At 27.7% G+C, this 19,558-nt stretch carries 17 protein-coding genes and 1 other annotated feature; of the genes, 16 read left to right on the forward strand and 1 reads right to left on the reverse strand.

Annotated features, from left to right (window positions below):
- Positions 1-231 precede the first annotated feature (231 nt).
- The 15 genes from rpmI (at position 232) to BN6774_RS09570 (ending at position 17,253) form a co-directional block, all read left to right on the forward strand.
- Positions 232-429: a 50S ribosomal protein L35 gene (gene rpmI, locus BN6774_RS09500; protein WP_016206790.1), complete on the forward strand. Its 198-nt coding sequence runs from the start codon at positions 232-234 to the stop codon at positions 427-429.
- Positions 430-449: 20 nt separating this feature from the next.
- Entirely contained in the window at positions 450-809 is a 360-nt protein-coding gene (gene rplT, locus BN6774_RS09505) for a 50S ribosomal protein L20 (protein WP_066892995.1), read from the forward strand.
- Between the two features lie 107 nt (positions 810-916).
- Complete coding sequence (locus BN6774_RS09510) at positions 917-2,257, forward strand: TrkH family potassium uptake protein (RefSeq protein WP_066892997.1); 1,341 nt, start codon at positions 917-919, stop codon at positions 2,255-2,257.
- A 13-nt stretch (positions 2,258-2,270) separates the two neighbouring features.
- Positions 2,271-2,939 carry a potassium channel family protein gene (locus BN6774_RS09515; RefSeq protein ID WP_066892999.1) on the forward strand — a complete coding sequence of 223 codons (669 nt, stop codon included), beginning with the start codon at positions 2,271-2,273 and terminating at the stop codon, positions 2,937-2,939.
- Between the two features lie 13 nt (positions 2,940-2,952).
- Positions 2,953-3,735: a TrmH family RNA methyltransferase gene (locus BN6774_RS09520; protein ID WP_066893001.1), complete on the forward strand. Its 783-nt coding sequence runs from the start codon at positions 2,953-2,955 to the stop codon at positions 3,733-3,735.
- 68 nt (positions 3,736-3,803) lie between these two features.
- Positions 3,804-4,025, forward strand: a binding site (T-box leader).
- 135 nt (positions 4,026-4,160) lie between these two features.
- The gene (pheS, locus tag BN6774_RS09525; RefSeq protein ID WP_066893003.1) at positions 4,161-5,180 is read left to right on the forward strand and encodes a phenylalanine--tRNA ligase subunit alpha; all 1,020 of its coding nucleotides are present in this window, start codon (positions 4,161-4,163) and stop codon (positions 5,178-5,180) included.
- 18 nt (positions 5,181-5,198) lie between these two features.
- On the forward strand, positions 5,199-7,574 hold the full coding sequence (gene pheT / locus BN6774_RS09530) for a phenylalanine--tRNA ligase subunit beta (RefSeq protein WP_066893005.1): 2,376 nt from the start codon (positions 5,199-5,201) through the stop codon (positions 7,572-7,574).
- A gap of 70 nt (positions 7,575-7,644) precedes the next feature.
- Positions 7,645-8,454, forward strand: coding sequence for a DUF368 domain-containing protein (locus tag BN6774_RS09535; RefSeq protein WP_066893007.1), 810 nt, complete (start codon positions 7,645-7,647; stop codon positions 8,452-8,454).
- Between the two features lie 168 nt (positions 8,455-8,622).
- Entirely contained in the window at positions 8,623-9,276 is a 654-nt protein-coding gene (locus BN6774_RS09540) for a cell division protein ZapA (protein ID WP_066893009.1), read from the forward strand.
- Between the two features lie 146 nt (positions 9,277-9,422).
- Positions 9,423-11,774, forward strand: coding sequence for a U32 family peptidase (locus tag BN6774_RS09545; RefSeq protein WP_066893011.1), 2,352 nt, complete (start codon positions 9,423-9,425; stop codon positions 11,772-11,774).
- A gap of 9 nt (positions 11,775-11,783) precedes the next feature.
- Positions 11,784-12,143, forward strand: coding sequence for a hypothetical protein (locus BN6774_RS09550; RefSeq protein ID WP_066893013.1), 360 nt, complete (start codon positions 11,784-11,786; stop codon positions 12,141-12,143).
- Between the two features lie 20 nt (positions 12,144-12,163).
- Entirely contained in the window at positions 12,164-14,521 is a 2,358-nt protein-coding gene (locus BN6774_RS09555; protein WP_066893015.1) for an endonuclease MutS2, read from the forward strand.
- Positions 14,522-14,605: 84 nt separating this feature from the next.
- Entirely contained in the window at positions 14,606-15,055 is a 450-nt protein-coding gene (locus tag BN6774_RS09560) for a 2-thiouracil desulfurase family protein (protein ID WP_066893017.1), read from the forward strand.
- 1 nt (position 15,056) lies between these two features.
- Positions 15,057-16,082 (forward strand): hypothetical protein, encoded by a 1,026-nt coding sequence (locus BN6774_RS09565; RefSeq protein ID WP_066893019.1) that lies wholly within the window; start codon positions 15,057-15,059, stop codon positions 16,080-16,082.
- 52 nt (positions 16,083-16,134) lie between these two features.
- Positions 16,135-17,253 (forward strand): M15 family metallopeptidase, encoded by a 1,119-nt coding sequence (locus tag BN6774_RS09570; protein WP_066893022.1) that lies wholly within the window; start codon positions 16,135-16,137, stop codon positions 17,251-17,253.
- Between the two features lie 28 nt (positions 17,254-17,281).
- Here BN6774_RS09570 and BN6774_RS09575 read toward each other — a convergent pair whose 3' ends face one another.
- On the reverse strand, positions 17,282-18,745 hold the full coding sequence (locus BN6774_RS09575) for an aminotransferase class I/II-fold pyridoxal phosphate-dependent enzyme (protein WP_106404269.1): 1,464 nt from the start codon (positions 18,743-18,745) through the stop codon (positions 17,282-17,284).
- A 193-nt stretch (positions 18,746-18,938) separates the two neighbouring features.
- Here BN6774_RS09575 and BN6774_RS09580 point away from each other — a divergent pair, with 193 nt between their 5' ends.
- On the forward strand, positions 18,939-19,538 hold the full coding sequence (locus BN6774_RS09580) for a 50S ribosomal protein L25 (protein ID WP_066893024.1): 600 nt from the start codon (positions 18,939-18,941) through the stop codon (positions 19,536-19,538).
- Positions 19,539-19,558 lie beyond the last annotated feature (20 nt).

The raw sequence follows: 19,558 nt of genomic DNA on the forward strand, positions 1-19,558 counted from the left end.
TAATATTGACAAGTTTTTTACCAAATACTATAATACTATTGTCAAGAAGGAACAAAGCCGTTTCTCACCTTACGGCATAGCTTAGTAAGGTAATATATTCTGTTTTAATTTATTATAATTAAACAATGGATATTATGAGGACGGCATAATGCTGTCTTTTTTATTTTATAAACTTTTAAATATATTATTTAAAGTTTATTATTAAGCATAATTTGAGAGGAGGATTTTATTATGCCAAAAATGAAAACACACAGAGGTGCAGCAAAAAGATTTAAGAAGACTGGAACTGGAAAATTAAAGAGAGCTAAAGCTTTTAAGAGCCATATATTAACTAAAAAAAGCTCTAAGAGAAAGAGAAACTTAAGAAAAGCAGCTTATGTTTCAACTACTCAAGAAAAAGCAATGAAGAAGTTATTACCATATTTATAAAATTGTAGGAGGTTTGAAGCATGGCAAGAGTTAAAAGAGCGGTAAATTCACGTAAAAATCATAAAAAAGTATTAAAGCTTGCAAAAGGTTACTATGGTGGAAAGAGCAGATTATTTAAAACTGCTAATGAATCAGTAATAAGAGCTTTAAGAAATGCTTATGTTGGAAGAAGATTAAAGAAGAGAGATTTTAGAAGACTTTGGATAGCTAGAATTAATGCAGCTACAAGAATGAACGGACTTTCTTATTCAAAATTCATAAATGGAATCAAATTAGCAGGAATAGATATGAACAGAAAAATGTTATCTGAAATAGCTATAAATGATCCAAAGGCATTTGCTGATTTAGTAGAATTAGCAAAAAGTCAATTAAACAAATAACATATTGCGACCTTTAGGTCGCATTTTTTATAGATAAATATAAATAATAAATAGAAAATAGTGTATAATAGGTAGTATAAAATTTAGTGTATCTAAGAGGTGAAGATATGCAGTTTAGTTTAAAAGGAAAAATAAAATTAAAAGGGGTTCAAATATTAGCATTAGGATTTTTAGTTGTAATTTTTATAGGAGGAGTTATATTATCATTACCAATATCATCTAAAAGTGGTGAACCAACTAATTTCTTAGATGCTATATTTACATCAACTTCTGCAGTTTGTGTAACAGGATTAATAACATTAAATACTAGTGCACATTGGAGTACATTTGGTCAAACTGTTATAATGACTTTAATAGAAATTGGTGGTTTAGGATTTCTGTCTTTTGCAGTATTAATTTCTTTAATTCTAGGTAAAAAGATAACCTTAAGAGAAAGATTAGTAATGCAAGAAGCGATGAATACATATTCTATTCAAGGTCTTGTAAAAATGGTTAAATATGTACTTATTTTTACAGTTTCTGTGCAATTTTTTGGAGCATTATTGCTTTCTACTCAGTTTGTTCCGGAATATGGAATGGGTAGAGGGGTTTTCTATAGTGTTTTTCATTCAATTTCTGCATTTTGTAATGCTGGCTTTGATTTATTTGGAACCAGCCTTGAAAATTATTATAGTAATAGTGTTATTATTTTAGTTATAAGTGCATTAATAATAATTGGTGGTTTAGGTTTTACTGTATTATTAGAAATATATGAATTTAAGGGGATTAAAAAACTTTCTATTCATTCTAAACTAGTAATAATAACAACAGCTATATTAGTATTTGGTGGTACTATTTTAATGCTTTTATTTGAATTTAACAATCCTGAAAGTATTGGAAATATGAATTTAAAAGATAAATTATTAAATTCTTTTTTTGCATCAGTAAGTCCAAGGACAGCTGGATTTAATAGTGTACCAACAAATGGAATGACTTTAGCAAGTAAGTTTTTAACTATTATTCTTATGTTTATTGGAGGTTCTCCAGGATCAACTGCAGGTGGACTAAAAACTGTAACATTTGGTTTATTAGTATTGACAGTAATATCTGTTATTAAGGGAAGAGAAGATACTGAGGTATTTGGAAGAAGGTTTACTAAAGAATTAGTATATAAAGCATTTACTTTATTATTTATTGGAGTATCTTTAGTAATGCTATCCACGATGATATTATCATATACCGAAGTTGGAGCAAGCTTTATAGATTTGTTATATGAAGTAACCTCAGCCTTTGGAACAGTTGGATTAACTTTAGGACTAACTCCTAATTTAAGCTCAATAGGGAAGGTATTAATTATTTTAATGATGTATTTTGGTAGAGTAGGTCCTCTTACTGTAGTTTTATCATTAACTAGAAAACGTAAGAAGTCAGGATATAAATATCCGGAAGGGAAAATTTTAATTGGTTAGGGAGATGAATAGATTGGGAAATAAGCAATTTGTAATTATAGGTCTTGGAAGATTTGGTTCTTCTATTGCAAAAACTTTATATTCTTTAGGTAATGATGTCTTAGCAATAGATAGAGATGAGGATGTAGTTCAAGAAATATCAGATAGTGTAACTCATGCTGTGCAATTAGATGCAACAGATGAAAATGCGTTAAGATCACTAGGTATTAGAAATTTTGATGTTGCAGTTGTAACTATAGGTGACAATATTCAATCAAGTGTTATGGCAACATTATTAGTAAAGGAACTTGGAGTTAAGTATATAATTGCAAAAGGTCATAGTGATTTACATGCAAAAGTATTATATAAAATAGGGGCAGATAGAGTTATACTTCCAGAAAAAGATATGGGAGTAAGGGTAGCTCATAATTTAGTGTCTGCAAATATTTTAGATTATATTGAGCTTTCAGAAGACTATAGCATTATGGAAATTCAAGTTTTAGAAGATTGGACTGGAAGAACCTTAAACGAACTAAGACTTAGAAGTAAATATGGAATTAACGTTATGGCAATTAAAAGAGGTGACGATGTTAATTTATCTCCATCTGCAGAAGATATTATTGAAGAAAATGATATTATAGTTGCTATTGGTTCAGCAGAAGATCTAAGCAGATTAGAAGGTATGATAGTTAAATCAAACTAATGAGGTGGCATTTTTGATTTATATAGAAAGTAAGGATAATAATCTATTTAAACTTGTAAAAAAATTAAAGGAAAGAAGAACTAGAGATAAAGAAGGAATGTTTATCTTAGAAGGTCTTCGATTAATAGAAGAAGCTATTAAAGCTAATATGGTAATAGAATATATTATTGTTTCAAAAGAATATGAAGAAAAATTTGAAAAATTCTTTTTGACTAATGTAGAATTTGAAAATAAAATTAATATTTTTTCAAATGTTTTATTTTCGCAGATTTCTTCAACAGAAAACTCTCAAGGTATTATAGCTATTACAAAAAAGAAAGAATATGAATATAATCTAGATGGTGATTTCTATCTAGTTTGTGATAAGGTTCAAGATCCAGGTAATTTAGGAACAATTATTAGAACAGCACATGCTGCAGGAGTAAATGGAATTATTTTAACTAAGGGAACTGTTGATATATATAATGATAAAACAATAAGATCAACTATGGGTTCTATATTTTATATTCCAATATTTTATGATGATACTAATTTTAGTATGATAAAAGATCTTAAGAAAGATGGATTTAGTTTGGTGGCAACTTCTTTAAAGGAATCAAAGAATTTTTTTGATGAGAATTTAAAAAGTAAAATAATATTAGCTGTTGGAAATGAAGGCAATGGAATAACACAGGAATTATTTGAGCTTGCAGATAAAAAAGTAAAAATTCCTATGCCAGGAGGAGCTGAATCCTTGAATGTATCTATTGCAACATCTATTATTTTATTTGAAAAGGTAAGGCAAAATTTGATTTAATTGAAAATAAAAAGTTTACTATTGAAATATATTAGTTTTGTTTGTATAATAAATTGTAAATTGAATATATAAAGACTGTGAATGAGAAAGTAGATATAAAGGACTTTTCAGGGAGAAGTGGTCCTAGACTGAAAGCCACTTTAATGGAAATTTATATTGAAGTTCCCTCAGGAGTCCTAGAAGTGAAATAATAGTAGTTTCTAGCGGTTTTGCCGTTAATTAAATTAAGTTGGGTTGAAAAAATTATTTTTTAACCAATTAGGGTGGTAACGCGATACTTCGTCCCTTGTATGGGGACGAAGTTTTTTTATATTTTTATGTTATATAATATATTGTCAATAATTTTTATTTAAAATAAATTGATTTTAATCTTAAAGGACAGTTATAAATACTGTTTTGTTTATATCAGTAAGGGAGGAAGTAATATGCAAGAACAATTAATGTCTATTAAAGAAAATGCATTTAATGAATTAAAAGATGCTGTTAATAGTGCAAAGTTAGAAGAGATTAGAGTAAAGTATTTGGGAAAAAAAGGAGAATTAACAACTATACTAAGAAGTATGGGTGGATTATCTAAAGAAGAAAGACCAGTAGTTGGTAAGCTTGTTAATGAAGTTAAGAAGGAAGTTGAAGATAAGATAGAAGAAATGCTTACTTCAATTAAAGAAAAAGAAAAAAATGCTAAATTAGCATCAGAGGTAATTGATATATCCATGCCAGGTAAGAAAAATGTAATTGGCAAGAGACATCCTCTTGATTTAACTTTAGAAAGTATGAAGGATATTTTTATTTCAATGGGATTCACTATTGAAGAGGGACCAGAAGTTGAATTAGATTATTATAATTTTGAGGCTTTAAATATTCCTAAAAATCATCCTGCTAGAAGTGAACAAGATACATTTTATATAAATGATAATTTAGTTCTTAGAACTCAAACATCACCTGTCCAAATAAGAGTTATGGAAGAGCAAAAACCACCTATAAAGATGATTGCGCCAGGTAAAGTTTATAGATCAGATGCTGTTGATGCAACACATTCACCAATATTTTATCAAATGGAAGGATTAGTAATAGATAAGGGAGTAACTTTTGCTGATTTAAAAGGAACATTGGAGTTATTTGCAAAAAAAATGTTTGGTGAAAATGTTAAAACTAAATTTAGACCACATCACTTCCCATTTACAGAGCCATCAGCAGAAATGGATGCAACTTGCTTTGTATGCGAAGGAAAAGGATGTAGAGTTTGTAAAGGAAGCGGTTGGATAGAACTTTTAGGATGTGGAATGGTTCATCCACAAGTACTTAGAAATTGTGGTATAGATCCAGAAGTTTATAGTGGATTTGCCTTCGGATTTGGTGTTGATAGAATGGTTATGCTTAAATATGGTATAGATGACATCAGATTATTATATGAAAGTGATATGAGATTTTTAAATCAATTTTAATTAACAGGAGGTAAGGATATGAAAGTACCATTTAATTGGTTAAAAGATTATGTTGAAGTAAATATAGATGCAAAAGAACTTGGAGATAGATTAACTTTATCTGGATCAGCCTTAGAAGAAGTTATCACTCAAGGGGATGAGATTAAAAATATAGTTACTGGTAAAATAGTTGAAATAACGCAACATCCAGATGCTGATAAATTAAAAGTTTGTCAAGTTAATATTGGAAATGAAACAATTCAAATAGTTACAGCAGCGACTAATATGAAAGAACAAGATGTAGTTCCTGTTGCACTACATAAATCAATACTAGCTGATGGAACAGAAATTAAAAAAGGTAAACTTAGAGGAGTAGTATCAAATGGTATGTTCTGTTCAGAAGAGGAACTTGGAATAGCTGGAGATGAGCCAGTACATGGTCTTATGATATTACCAGAAGATGCACCTTTAGGAATGGATATAAAGGAATATTTAAATCTTAATAAATCAATTTTAGATTTTGATATTACTTCAAATAGACCTGATTGTTTAAGTATAGTTGGAATGGCTAGAGAGACAGCTGCAACTCTTAGAACTAATTATAAAATGCCAAACTTAAATTATGAAGTAAAATCTAATGAAAATATAAGCGATAAAATTAAAGTAGAAGTTAGAGATTCTTTATGCAGAAGATATATGGCAAAAGGCGTTAAGAATGTTAAAATAATGCCTTCTCCAGGTTGGATGCAAGAAAGATTATTAGAAGCAGGGGTTAGACCTATTAATAATATAGTTGATATTACTAACTTTGTTATGTTAGAAATTGGTGAACCTATGCATGCTTTTGATGCTAGAGAAATTAAGAGCGGCAAAATAGTAGTTGAAAGAGCTAATGATAATGAAAAATTTGTTACTCTTGATGAAGTTGAAAGAACTTTAGATTCATCATTCCTTTGCATAAAAGATGATAATAGATCAATTGCTTTAGCTGGAATAATGGGTGGACTAAACTCTGAAATACAAGAAGATACTACAGAAGTAATATTTGAGGCAGCTAATTTTGATGGAACTAATATTAGAGTTAACTCTAAAAAACTTAATTTAAGAAGTGAAAGTTCAGCTAGATTTGAAAAAGATATCGATCCAAATCTTGCAGAAGTGGCTATAAATAGAGCTTGTGCATTAGTATGCGAACTTGGTTGCGGTGAAATTATGGAAGGAACTATAGATATATATACTTCTAAAAAGGAAGAAGGACATATAACTGTAGATTCTAAATGGATAAATACTTTTTTAGGAACAGAAATTTCCACTGAGGATATGAAAAAATATCTTGATTCATTAGAACTAAAAACAGAAATAAATGGAGATAATTTAAACATAACAATACCTACTTTTAGAATAGATATTGCCATTAAAGAAGATATAGCTGAAGAAGTAGCTAGAATATATGGGTATGATAAAATACCTACAACTATATTTAATATTTCTACTGGAAGAGAGCCTAAATACAAGAATGAATTATTAAGAGATTTAATGGTTAGTACTATGGTATCTAGTGGATTAAATCAATCTATAAGTTATTCATTTATATCACCAAAGGTTTTTGATAAAATTAACTTACCAGAAGATAGTGATTTAAGAAAAGTAATTAAAATAAAAAATCCATTAGGGGAAGATTATTCAGTAATGAGAACTACAACTATCCATTCTATGATGGAATGCTTAGGTAGAAATTACTCAAGAAATAATGGATATGCAAGATTATTTGAAATAGGAAAAATATACATTCCAAATGAAGATGAAACAGTTATTCCAACTGAAAAGAATATTTTAACTATTGGAATGTATGGTAATTGTGATTACTTAGATTTAAAGGGAATAGTTGAAAATTCACTTGAAGCTTTAGGATTAAATAAGGTAATGTTTGCTAGAGAAAGTGATAATCCAAGTTATCATCCAGGTAAAACAGCAGCCTTAATGATTGGAAATACTAAAGTAGGTGTAGTAGGGGAAGTACATCCAGATGTATCAGAAAACTATGGAGTGGATGTAAACTGTTATTTAGCTGAGCTAAACTTAGATTTATTATTTGAATACTCTAAAATAAATAAAAAATATAAAGCTTTACCTAAATTCCCAGCAGTTACAAGAGATATTGCTTTACTTGTAGATGATGAAGTATTAGTTCAAGAAATAGAAGATACAATTAAACGAGCTGGTGGAAACTTAGTAGAAAAAGTTGAATTATTTGATGTTTATAAGGGAACTCAAATTCCAGAAGGTAAGAAGAGTATAGCTTATGCAATAGCTTATAGAGATGAAAGAAAAACATTAACTGATAATGATGTAAATAAAGTACATGATAAGATTTTAAGAAGTTTAGAGCATAAACTTGGAGCTACATTAAGATAAATAAGAAATAAAGCTGTATGTAAGTGCAGCTTTATTCTTTAAAAAACAAACGTAACTAAAGGAGATAACAATGAAATATATAATTGATTTATTAAAAGGAATGGTAATTGGTATATCTAACGTTATTCCGGGGGTTAGTGGAGGAACCATGGCTGTAGTTATGGGGATATACGATAAAATAATTTATTCTGTAAATAATTTTTTTAAGGATATAAAGAAAAATATATTATTTTTAGGGACATTAGGAATTGGTGCAGTAGCAGGTATTTTATTATTTACAAATATAATTGATTTTTTATTAAAGAACTATAATGAGCAAACTAATTTTTTCTTTATTGGATTAATACTTGGAACAGCTCCTTTATTATATAAAAAAGCAACACAAAGCAAAATAAAAGGGGGCAATTTAATAGGGTTAGTTATCGGATTCATAATAGTTGCTGGACTTGGAATATTAGAAAAGGTAAACCCGGAAGCAGCATTCTTAAGTACCATATTTAAACCAAACTACTTAGGCTTTTTTGTAGCTGGATTTATTGCAGCAGCAACTATGATATTACCAGGAATAAGTGGATCATTTGTATTATTATTAATAGGTTTATATGAACCTATTATAGAGGTAGTAAAAAATTTCGATATATTAAATATGGCAGTAATAGGAGTGGGGGTAGTAGGTGGATTTTTATTAATGACAAAGTTAATTGAGAAAATTTTTAATAAATATCCTCAAACTGCATACTGTATAATATTTGGATTAGTTATTGGATCTATTTTTGTTATTTTTCCAGGATTTACTTTTGGCTTTATGGGAATTATATCTATTTTAGCTCTCATACTAGGATACTTAATAGCATATACAATAGGCAAAAATGAATTATAAATAAAAAATTGTATTATAGTCATATATATTTATAAAACTTATTAATTGTTTTATAATATATATGACTTTTTTATTGTTTTCTTTATAATTAAATTATATTTTAATATATAAATAGAAAATTTTATGTTAAAATTGAATTAATATAATTATTATGTTATGAGGTGTGTTATGAGTACTGTTACTATAAATATAAATGGAATGGAGTATAACTTAAAGGGAAGAGAAACTGAAGAATATTTACTAGAAATTGCTAATTACGTAGAAGGTAAAATAAAAGATATAAGTGAAAATAATAGAAAACTAAGTACTACAGCAGCAGCGACTTTAGCAGCTATAAATATAGCAGATGAATTATATAAAGCTGATGAGGAAATAGAAAATTTATTTAAGAAAAACACTTCGTTAGAAGAAAGAAACACGACACTTAAAGAAAGAATAAAGGAAATTAGGGAAGATTCAACAAGTGTAGATGAACTAAATAAAATTATAAATGAATTAAAAACTGAGAATACTTCTCTTAGACTTGAGTTAGAAAATTGTTATAATGAAGTGAAAATAGCTAAAGAAAGTAGTACAATTCTAAATGAAAATGAAAAATTATATAAAGATAAATTTATTAAGTTAAACGAAGAATATATAATCATGGAAGAGGATTATAAAAAGATAAAGTTACAGAAGGACAAGCTAAAGGAGATAAATAAGGAAACTAAGTTTAATTTACAAAATTTAAAATATAAAGTTTTAGATTTAGAAAAAAAATTGTTAGATGCACAAGTTAACCTTGCAAGTGAAAAGAAAAAAGGCAATGCTTTATTAAAATAGTAATTTATGGAGATGATTTTAGCATCTCCTTTTAAATTTTATTAAAGGAAAGTAAAGTGATGATAGAAAAAAAATAAGAATTGTGTTATATATAATAAGAAAGATTTAGATAAATATAAGTAAACAAAAGTTTAGGAGAAATATTTATGAATAGAATTGAGATTTTAGCTCCTGCTGGGAGCATGGAAAGTCTTATTGCAGCAATGAATAAGGGCGCTGACGCTGTTTATTTAGGAGGCAATAAGTTTTCAGCAAGGGCATATGCCTCTAATTTTGATAATGATAATATGATAAAAGCAGTTGATTATGTTCATAGCTATGGAGCTAAAGTTTATGTAACATTAAATACTATTTTAAAGGAAAATGAAATTGAAGAAGCTGTAAGATATGTAGGGTTTTTATACGAAATAGGTGTAGATGCAATAATATTACAGGATCTAGGATTATTAAAAAGAATAAAGGAAGAATATCCTGACTTTGAAATTCATGCTTCAACTCAAATGACTATACATAATGGAGAAGGAGCTTTGTTTTTTAAGGAAAGAGGTTTTCAAAGAATAGTTTTATCAAGAGAATTATCTATAGATGAGGTAAAATATATTTCTAAGGATTTAGGAATAGAAACAGAAATTTTTGTTCATGGTGCTTTATGCATTTCTTATTCTGGTCAATGTCTTATGAGTTCAATGATTGGTGGAAGAAGTGGAAATAGAGGACGATGTGCTCAGCCTTGTAGAATGGAATATACATTAAAAGGTGAAAACTTAGGAGAGAGAAAAGCATATTTATTAAGTCCTAAAGATACCTGTACTATAGAAAATGTAAAAGATATAATTGATTCAGGAACATATTCATTGAAGATTGAAGGAAGAATGAAGAGAGCAGAATATGTTGCGGGAGTGGTTGATAATTATAAAAAAGCTGTTGATAAGGAATTATATAATACTGAATATAATATAAGCAAAGGAAAAAGAGAACTACTTCAATTATTTAATAGAGGTGGCTTTTCTACGGCTTATTTACATAAGAATTTAGGGAAAGATATGATGAGTTTTAATCATCCTAGAAATACTGGAGTACCTTTAGGAAAAATAGAAAAGAATGGTGAAATAATTTTAAAAGAAAGTATTTCAATAGGCGATGGTTTTAGATTTAGAGATACAGGTTTTAATATAAATAAAATAATTAAAGATGGCTTAGAAGTTAAGGAAGCTAAAAGAGGAGAAAAAGTTAAGATTTTTCCAACAGCATATAAGCCTGGAGATGAAATTTTTAAATCTTTAGATAAAAAACTTTTTGATTCTCTAGAAAGCTCTTTAAAACCTTATAATAGAAAAATAGATTTAAGTGCAAAAGTTAGTTTTAAAATTTCGGAGCCTTTAAAATTAAATATTACTTATAATAATAAGGAATATGTTTTTTTAGGTGAGATAGTTGAGAAAGCTGAAAAAAAACCTTTAAGCAAGGAAAGAATAATAGAAGCATTAAGCAAATCTTCAGATAGTGTATTTAAATTAAATGAAATAGAATTTTTAGATTTTGAAAATGGATTTTTAAGAATAAGTGACCTAAATAACTTAAGAAGGGAAGCTGTAGAGTCTATACAAAAGTCTATTACGAAAGCTTATAGAAGAAAAAGACCAGAGAAGATTGAAAAAAACAATGAAGAATTAAATAAAAAAATTAAGTTAGATATCATGTATCAATGTATAACAAAAGAACAGCTAAGAGCTATTTTAGAAGAGGATGCTAAGGATATAATTATAGATGTCTTTAATAGGGATAAGGATGCCTTAAAAATTCAAGACATAATTAATTTATATAAAGATAAAAATATAAATATTTATTTAAAAATACCAAATATAATAAAAAATGAATTTGACACTGTAGTAAATTTAATAGAAAAATTAAAAAACTATATACAGGGTATAGTAACAGTTAATGCAGGTATAATAAGAAAATATCAAAAAGAATTAACAATAATTGGAGACTATAAACTTAATATAATAAATTCCCAGGCTTTAAAGTTTTATCAAAATGAAATTGATGTTCCAACTCTTAGCTTAGAACTAAATAGAAAAGAAATTAAAAGTATGTTAAAAGGAAGTAATGGAAATATTCAAAGTATAATATATGGGAAAACTGAACTTATGATAAGTGAATATTGCCCAATTGGAAGTACATTTGGAGAAAAATCTTCATGTAAAGAGTGCAACTTAGCTTGTACTAGAGATAAATTTACTTTAGTTGATAGAATGAACGAGAAGTTTAGAGTTATGACTGATGTTTTTTGTAGAAGCTATATTTTAAATCCTAATCCATTAAATCTTATAGACGAGAAAGAGGATTTATTATCTTTAGGAATAAATTCTTTTAGAATTGAATTTAGAGATGAAAATTATAATGAGGTTAAAAAGGTTTTTAGAATGTTAAAAGGTGAGGAAAAAATTAATTCTAAAGATTATACCAAAGGTCATTATAGAAGAGGTATTGAATAGGAGAATAATATGAGTTTAGTTATTATTAAGCTATTGATTTTAGGATCTATTATATTAAATTTGATAATTATTTTAGGAACCAGAAAATTTAAGGAAGATAAAAATAATATAAATAGCAGTATCATTTACAAAAGAGAGTTATTTATATTGCTAAGAAAGCTTTGGATTAAGGAAATTATTTTAGTCTCCATAGGAGTAACATTATTATTCATATCAATATTTATAAAGGAAAGCATTAATGAGATAGCAGTAAACACTTTGAAAATTCTATGTAACTTTTATATTTTTATTTCAGTTTTATTAGGAAGTTATAATTATAATAAATTTAATAGGGATGTTGCTAATTTAATAAATAATATTAATAATTAGCTGATTAGAGAGGTGATTTTATGGAAAAGAGAACTCTTAAAATATTAGAATTTAATAAAATAAAAGAAAAAATTAAGGAATATGCTATTACTAAAGGTGGTAAGGAGCTAATTGATAAATTAGAACCATATGACACGATATTTGAAGTGAAAAATAAATTAAAAGAAACAGAAGAAGCATTAAATTTACTAATAACAAAAGGAAATCCACCCTTCGAGGGATTACATGATGTTAAAGATGGAGTGGAAAGAGCTAAAAAAGGTGGGGTATTATCAGCGGGGCAACTACTTAAAATTGGGGGAATGCTTAAATGTTCTAGAAGATTTAAGGATTATATATCAAGAAGAGATGATGAAACAGCACATATTGTTTTAGAAGATTTAGCTTATATTTTAACTCCAGTAAAATCTTTAGAAGAAATTATTGAAATATCAATAATTTCTGAGGAAGAAATAAGTGATAGGGCAAGTAATACTTTAAGTTCTATAAGAAGAAGCTTAAAGGAAAAGAACTCTTCGGTAAGAGATAAAATAAATTCAATAGTTAGATCAAATGCAAAGTATTTACAAGATGCACTGTATACAATGAGAGGGGATAGGTATGTTTTACCTGTTAAAGCAGAACATAAATCCTCAGTTCCAGGGTTAGTTCATGATCAAAGTTCAACTGGTGCAACTCTTTTTATTGAACCTATAAGTTTAGTTAATTTAAACAATGAAATAAAAGAGTTAAAGCTTAAAGAAAAAGCAGAAATAGAAAAAATACTTATGGATCTATCTAATAGAGTATATGAAGTAATAGATACGGTTGAAAGTAACTATAAGATTCTTACTGAATTAGATTTCATCTTTGCTAAGGGAAAATACGGATCAAGTTTAAATGGTATTTGTCCTGAGGTTAATGAAGATAAAAGCTTTGATATAATCCAAGGTAGGCATCCACTTATTGATGCTAGTTTTGTAGTACCATCAGACGTATATCTTGGAAAAGAATTTAATACTTTGATGATTACTGGTCCTAATACTGGTGGTAAAACTGTTACTTTAAAAACAGTTGGATTACTACATTTAATGGCATTAAGTGGCTTATTAATTCCTGCAAAAGATAATTCAAGTATTAGCTTTTTTACTAATATTTTTGCTGATATAGGAGATGAGCAAAGTATAGAACAATCCTTATCAACTTTTTCATCTCATATGACTAATATTGTTAAAATAATGGAAAAGGCCGATAATAATTCCTTAGTGCTATTTGATGAAATTGGTTCAGGTACTGATCCAGTTGAGGGAGCAGCTCTTGCAGTAGCAATACTTGAAACTTTAAGGGAGCAAGGAGCAAGAATAATTGCAACTACTCACTATAGTGAGTTAAAGGGATATGCGCTTAGAACAACTGGAATTGAAAATGCTTCTGTAGAGTTTGATGTAGAAACCTTAAAACCAACATATAGATTATTAATAGGTGTCCCTGGAAAATCTAATGCTTTTGAAATATCTAAGAGGCTGGGATTAAAAGATGCTGTAATAATTAAAGCAAAAGAAAATATAGCTTCAGAAAATCTAAAATTCGAAGATTTAATTAGGGATTTACAAGAAAAGAGTATATTAGCTAATAGAGATGCTAGAGAAGCTAAAAAAATAAAAATAGAAGCAGAAGAATTAAAGAAGAAATATGATGAAAAGCTTAAGAGATTAGATGAAATAAGAGACAAAGCTTATGGTGAAGCAAGAAGAGAAGCGAGAGATATAATTTCAAAAGCAAAAGATGAAGCTGATGAAATTCTTAAAGCAATGAGAGAACTTGAAAAATTAGGAATTGAACAAGGTGGAAGAGCAAGATTAGAGGAAGAAAGAAAAAAACTAAAGGATAGTTTAGAGCAAAAAGAAGCTTCAATTTATAAGGAAAGGGAAAATAATGGCGAAATAATAGAGAAGGTAACTTTAGGAATGGATGCTTATTTACCTTCTTTAAATCAAAATGTTATTATAATTTCTATGCCAGATTCAAGAGGTGAAGTTCAAGTTGAAGCAGGTATTATGAAAATAAACGTTAAACTTAAAGATTTAAGAAAATTAAATAATAAAACAACAAAAAAAGAAAAGAAAAAGAGAGAATTAAATTTAAACTTAAAATCTATAGATAGTAGAATAGACTTAAGAGGGATGGATTCGGAAGAAGCTTGCTATAAAGTAGACAAATATTTAGACGAGGCATATATGGCAAACTTGGGAGAAGTTACTATAGTGCATGGCAAAGGAACGGGAGTTCTTAGAAAAGCAATTAACGATATGTTAAAAAGACATCCACATGTAAAAAGCTATAGACTTGGTGCATATGGTGAAGGTGGAGATGGTGTTACTATAGCAATATTAAAATAATATTAAAATAATATTAAGATAAAGAGACTCGTTTTTAAGAGTCTCTTTTTATGATATAATTGTATAAGGAAAAGAGGTGCTGGTATGTATCTAATAAGTAGTTGCTTATGTGGTGTTAATTGTAAATATAATGGTGGTAATAATTTGAATGAAAGATGTTTAGAACTTTTTAATGAAGGTAAGGCTATATTGATTTGTCCAGAAGAACTAGGAGGCCTTTCAACACCTAGATTACCGGCAGAAATAAAAGGTACAGCTAGGGATGTCATAAATAATGAAGGTAAAGTAATTACGAAAGATAATATGGATATTACTGAAGCTTTTTTAAAGGGAGCACATGAAACTTTACATATAGCAATATTAAGTAATGCAAAAAAAGCAATATTAAAAGAGGGAAGTCCTTCTTGTGGCGTAAATTTTGTATATGATGGTAGTTTTACAGGAAGAAAAATAAATGGTAAAGGTATTACAACTACTATTTTAGAGGAAAATGGAATAGAGGTTGTAAGCGAAGTTAACTTTGGAGGAAAATAGAATGGGGATTTTTAATTTTTTTAAGAGAATAAAAGATAAAAATAATAATTATTATGATGAATTTGATGAAGAAAATTATGATGAAGATATAGAAGATACAGAAAATAAAAAAAATGAAGATATTGAATTAAACTTCAAAGTAGAAGAAAAGGAAATAGTAGAAGAAAATGAAGAAATTAAGGAAGAAGTTAAGTTAACTAAAGAAGAGGTAGATGAATTAATATCTAATGAAATACTAAGAATTATAGATTTATATGATGATTTTAATGATGTGAAATTAGCTGCAAGAGAAGCAGCAATAAAGATAGGAAAAGAAAACTTAATGGAAATTCCAAAGTTTTTAAATGGTAAAATTCATAGGCCTACAAAATATATTAATAAATATATGGATGATAGCTATTGGTCAGTAGTCGTTGAAAATTCTATATTAATGATTATATATAGCTATGGTGAAGATGCAATAGATGCTTTACAAAGAATTTCACAAAAGAACTCTAATCTAAATTTAAAAGCAACTAATTTATTATGTAAGTTGGCTAGTGAAGGAGTGGAAACTGATAAAATAATAACTTGGATTATGAACAATTTAATTGCCTTTAACGATGAAAATAAAATTAAAATATTAGGTTTTATGTCTCAAATAAAGAATAATAATCAAGTTATTGGTTTAATACAACATTTTTATAAATCCTTTGCTAAAAATGGAGAAATAGAATTTGCTTATAGAACTTTAAATCATCTTATAAATGCAGCTGAAAGGTTCACTAAGGGGCATTTAAAATTTCTAAAAGAAATAGCTATGAATAAAGGAACAATTAATTTAGAAGAAATTATGACTTTAGAAGATGGAGATGAAAAGATAATAAGTTCTTGTAAAATAGAAGAAAATCTAAGTATAGAGGCAGCTATAACTTATTATACATTGGATAAAAATGATGATGATATAAATAGTAAGCTTTATTACCTAAGTGAATATTCATTAGATAAAAAGCTAAGAGAAAATCTTAAGCTACTTCTTAATGAATAAGTATTTAATAAGTTTAGTATTAAAGCATATTGTAATGGAGGTTAGTTAAAATTTGAATAAAAAAATAAATAGTCATAAAAAGAAATTCAAGTTTATAAGAATAGTATTATTTTTATTTGTTCTTTGGATAGTTTTATATATACCTATAAAAGTTAAACATTTTACTTTAATAAGAAGTGAAGTAAAAGCAGGAGAAAGATTTAATGAAAATTTAGAAACTATTCAATACTTTAAAAATATGAAAATTAGTTACAGTAATTTATATGGAGATGAAGAGAAATTAGCTGAAATAAAAACTTTAATTGACACCATTGAAAGTAAATTAAGTAGTGAAGTAACAAATGAAGTTGAAAATTTAATTTTAGAGTTAAAATCTAAGGTAAATGATTTAAGTGCTTCTAATGAAAGAGAATTAGAAGAATATTTTAATAGTATAACTGAAGGCAGTATAAAGAATTTTAATGAGGATGAATCAAATGAAGTAAATAGGCTTATTAATGAGTATAATAGTTTATTTTCTGAAAAAAAATATAACTTAGCAAAAGAAAAACTAGATGATTTAAATCAATATATAACAGATACTAAGAAAGTGGCAAATAAAAGAAAAATAAATGAAACTTATGAAGAAAAGTCAAATGAAGATGCAAGTTTAAGAGAACCTAAATATATAAATGGCATATTAATAGTAAATAAAGAATTTGGACTTCCAGATACTTTTGCTCCAGGAGAAAGTACTGAAGCAAGAGAAGCTTTTGAAAGAATGAAATCAGATGCAGCAAAGGAAGGAATATATTTAAATGCATTTTCAACATATAGAAATTATTGGAGCCAAGATAGACTTTATTGGAACTATGTATCAAATTATGGACAAGATCCAACAGATACATTTTCAGCTAAAGCAGGATTTAGTGAACATCAAACAGGACTTGCTTTTGATATAGGTGGAGTTGATAGATCCTTATGGGCAGAAGAAGATTTTAAATATACTGCTGAAGCAGAGTGGCTTAAAAATAACTGTACAAAATATGGATTTATATTAAGATATCCTGAAGGTAAGGAATGGATTACAGGATATATGCATGAATCTTGGCACTTTAGATATATAGGTGTTAAAGATAGTAAGAACTTTGAGAACAGTGATTTAACTTTAGAGGAATATTTAGGATTATAAAAATGAAGCTGTATTAACAGCTTCATTTTTATTTTTTAACTATTTTTATATTTTCTACAGTGGAATCTTCAGTTCCTTGTACGTATAAATTTGCCCTTTTTAAATCATAAACATAATCTACAACTTCTTTAGTTATTATTTCTCCAGGACAAAGCACTGGTATTCCAGGTGGATAAGCAAGTAAAAATTCTCCTGAAATTTCTCCTATACTTTCTTTTAGCGGAATAGACACCTTATCATTATAAAAAGCTTCTCTTGGCTCTAATATCTTTTTAGGGATATTAGGAATATCTAAAAAGTCCGGTACAGGATTTCGTTTTCCATAGAATTCTTCTGATATTTCTTTAAGAGCAGAAATTAATTTATCCATTCCTTCTTTTGTATCACCAAAAGAACCAACTGCAAGTACATTATAGAAGTCTGAAAGTTCCATTTGTATATGATATTTATCAGCTAAGATCATGTCTAGTTCAAATCCTGTAATTCCTAGTTCTTTTGATGAAATAGTAAGTTTTGTAGGATCAAATGAATAAGATCCTGGTTTTCCTAAAACTTCTTCACCAAAGCAATAGAAACCTGGTATTTTATTTATTTCATTTCTAGTGTACTTACATAACTCGATAGTATCATTTAATAGTTTTTCACCTTCTAAAGCAATTTGTCTTCTTGCACAATCTAATGAAGCCATTAATATATAAGATGGTGAAGTTGTATGTAAAAGATTTAATATTTGTTGAACTCTTTTAGGACTAACATATTTGCTTTTAACATGTAGTAATGAACCTTGTGTTAAAGATCCAATTATTTTATGTGTGCTTTGAGCACATATATCAGCACCAGCTTCTAAAGCAGACATTGGAAGCTTCCCTGAAAAAGCTAAATGAGGGCCATGGGCTTCATCTACAATTAAAGGTATGTTATAGCTATGCACTATATCTGCAATTTTTTTTATGTCTGTTGCAACTCCGTAATAAGTAGGATTTATTATTAATACTGCTTTAGCGTCTGGATTTTCTTTTAATGTTTTAGCAACTGTATCAGGAGTAACTCCATGAGCTATTCCAAGTTTTTTATCAATTTCAGGTTCCATAAATATTGGTTTTGCACCACTTAAAATTATCCCAGATGTAACAGATTTATGAACATTTCTTGGGACAATAATTTTATCTCCATCATTAACTACTGAAAGTATCATAGCTTGTATTGCTCCAGATGTTCCGTGGATTGAGAAAAATGAAGCATCAGAACCATAAGCATCTGAAGCTAATTCTTGGGCCGCTTTTATTGGTCCAGTTGGGTGATGTAAGCTATCTACTAATTTAAATACCGTAACATCTATTTTAAATGGATTATCTCCTATAAATTCTTTAAATTCTTTATCAATACCAACTCCTTTTTTATGCCCAGGTACATGAAAAGGTAATGTTTCCCTATTCACATATTCCATTAAAGCGTTAAATAGTGGAGTTTCGTTTTGATTCATTTTATACACTCAAAGCACCCTCTTTCTTTAGAATATTATTGGTTATTTTAAAAGTTTTATACAAACATAAATATTATATTTTAATAATAAAAACTATGCAATATAATCCTTAAATTTATTTAAAATTAGTAAATTTTGAATAGAAAATAGTAATTATGCTAACAATATTTGAAGAGAAAGTATATTATAGGAGGAGTTATGCGTGAATAGTTTAAATTTAAATAAGAGGGATACTAGTGTACCTAATAATGCAAAAAAATTAAGAAAAAATGGTAAGGTACCTGGAGTGCTTTATGGGAAAAAAATTAATGAATTTCTATTTGAAGTTGGAGAATTAGAATTATGTAGAGAAATATCTCAAAATGGTCAACATGGGATAGTTAATTTAGATTTAAATGGAGAAAGCTATCAAGCCCTTATAAAAGATGTTCAAAGAGATCCAGTAACTCATAAAATTATTCATTTAGATTTAGAAGAATTAGATCATAATGAAAAAATTATATCTACTGTTCCTATTTATTTTGAAGGTGAAAAACTTTTAAATAAGAATGGAATGGTACTTCAAAAAGAAAAGGACTCAATTAAAGTTGAATGTAAGGCTGATAAACTACCTAAATATATTAAAATAAATATTAACGGAAGTAATAATGGATATGTTTATAGAGCTGGTGATTTAGAAATAGCTTCTGAATTATCTATAATTGATGATTTGAATACTGTCATAGCATCAGTAACCTATGAAAGAAAAACTGTAAGTGATGATATGGAATTAGCAGAAGAATTAAGCGAAAACAACAAATAACATAGTTAAAAATGTAAGGA

Source organism: Clostridium nigeriense (genome assembly GCF_900086595.1).
Classification (GTDB): Bacteria; Bacillota; Clostridia; order Clostridiales; family Clostridiaceae; genus Clostridium; species Clostridium nigeriense.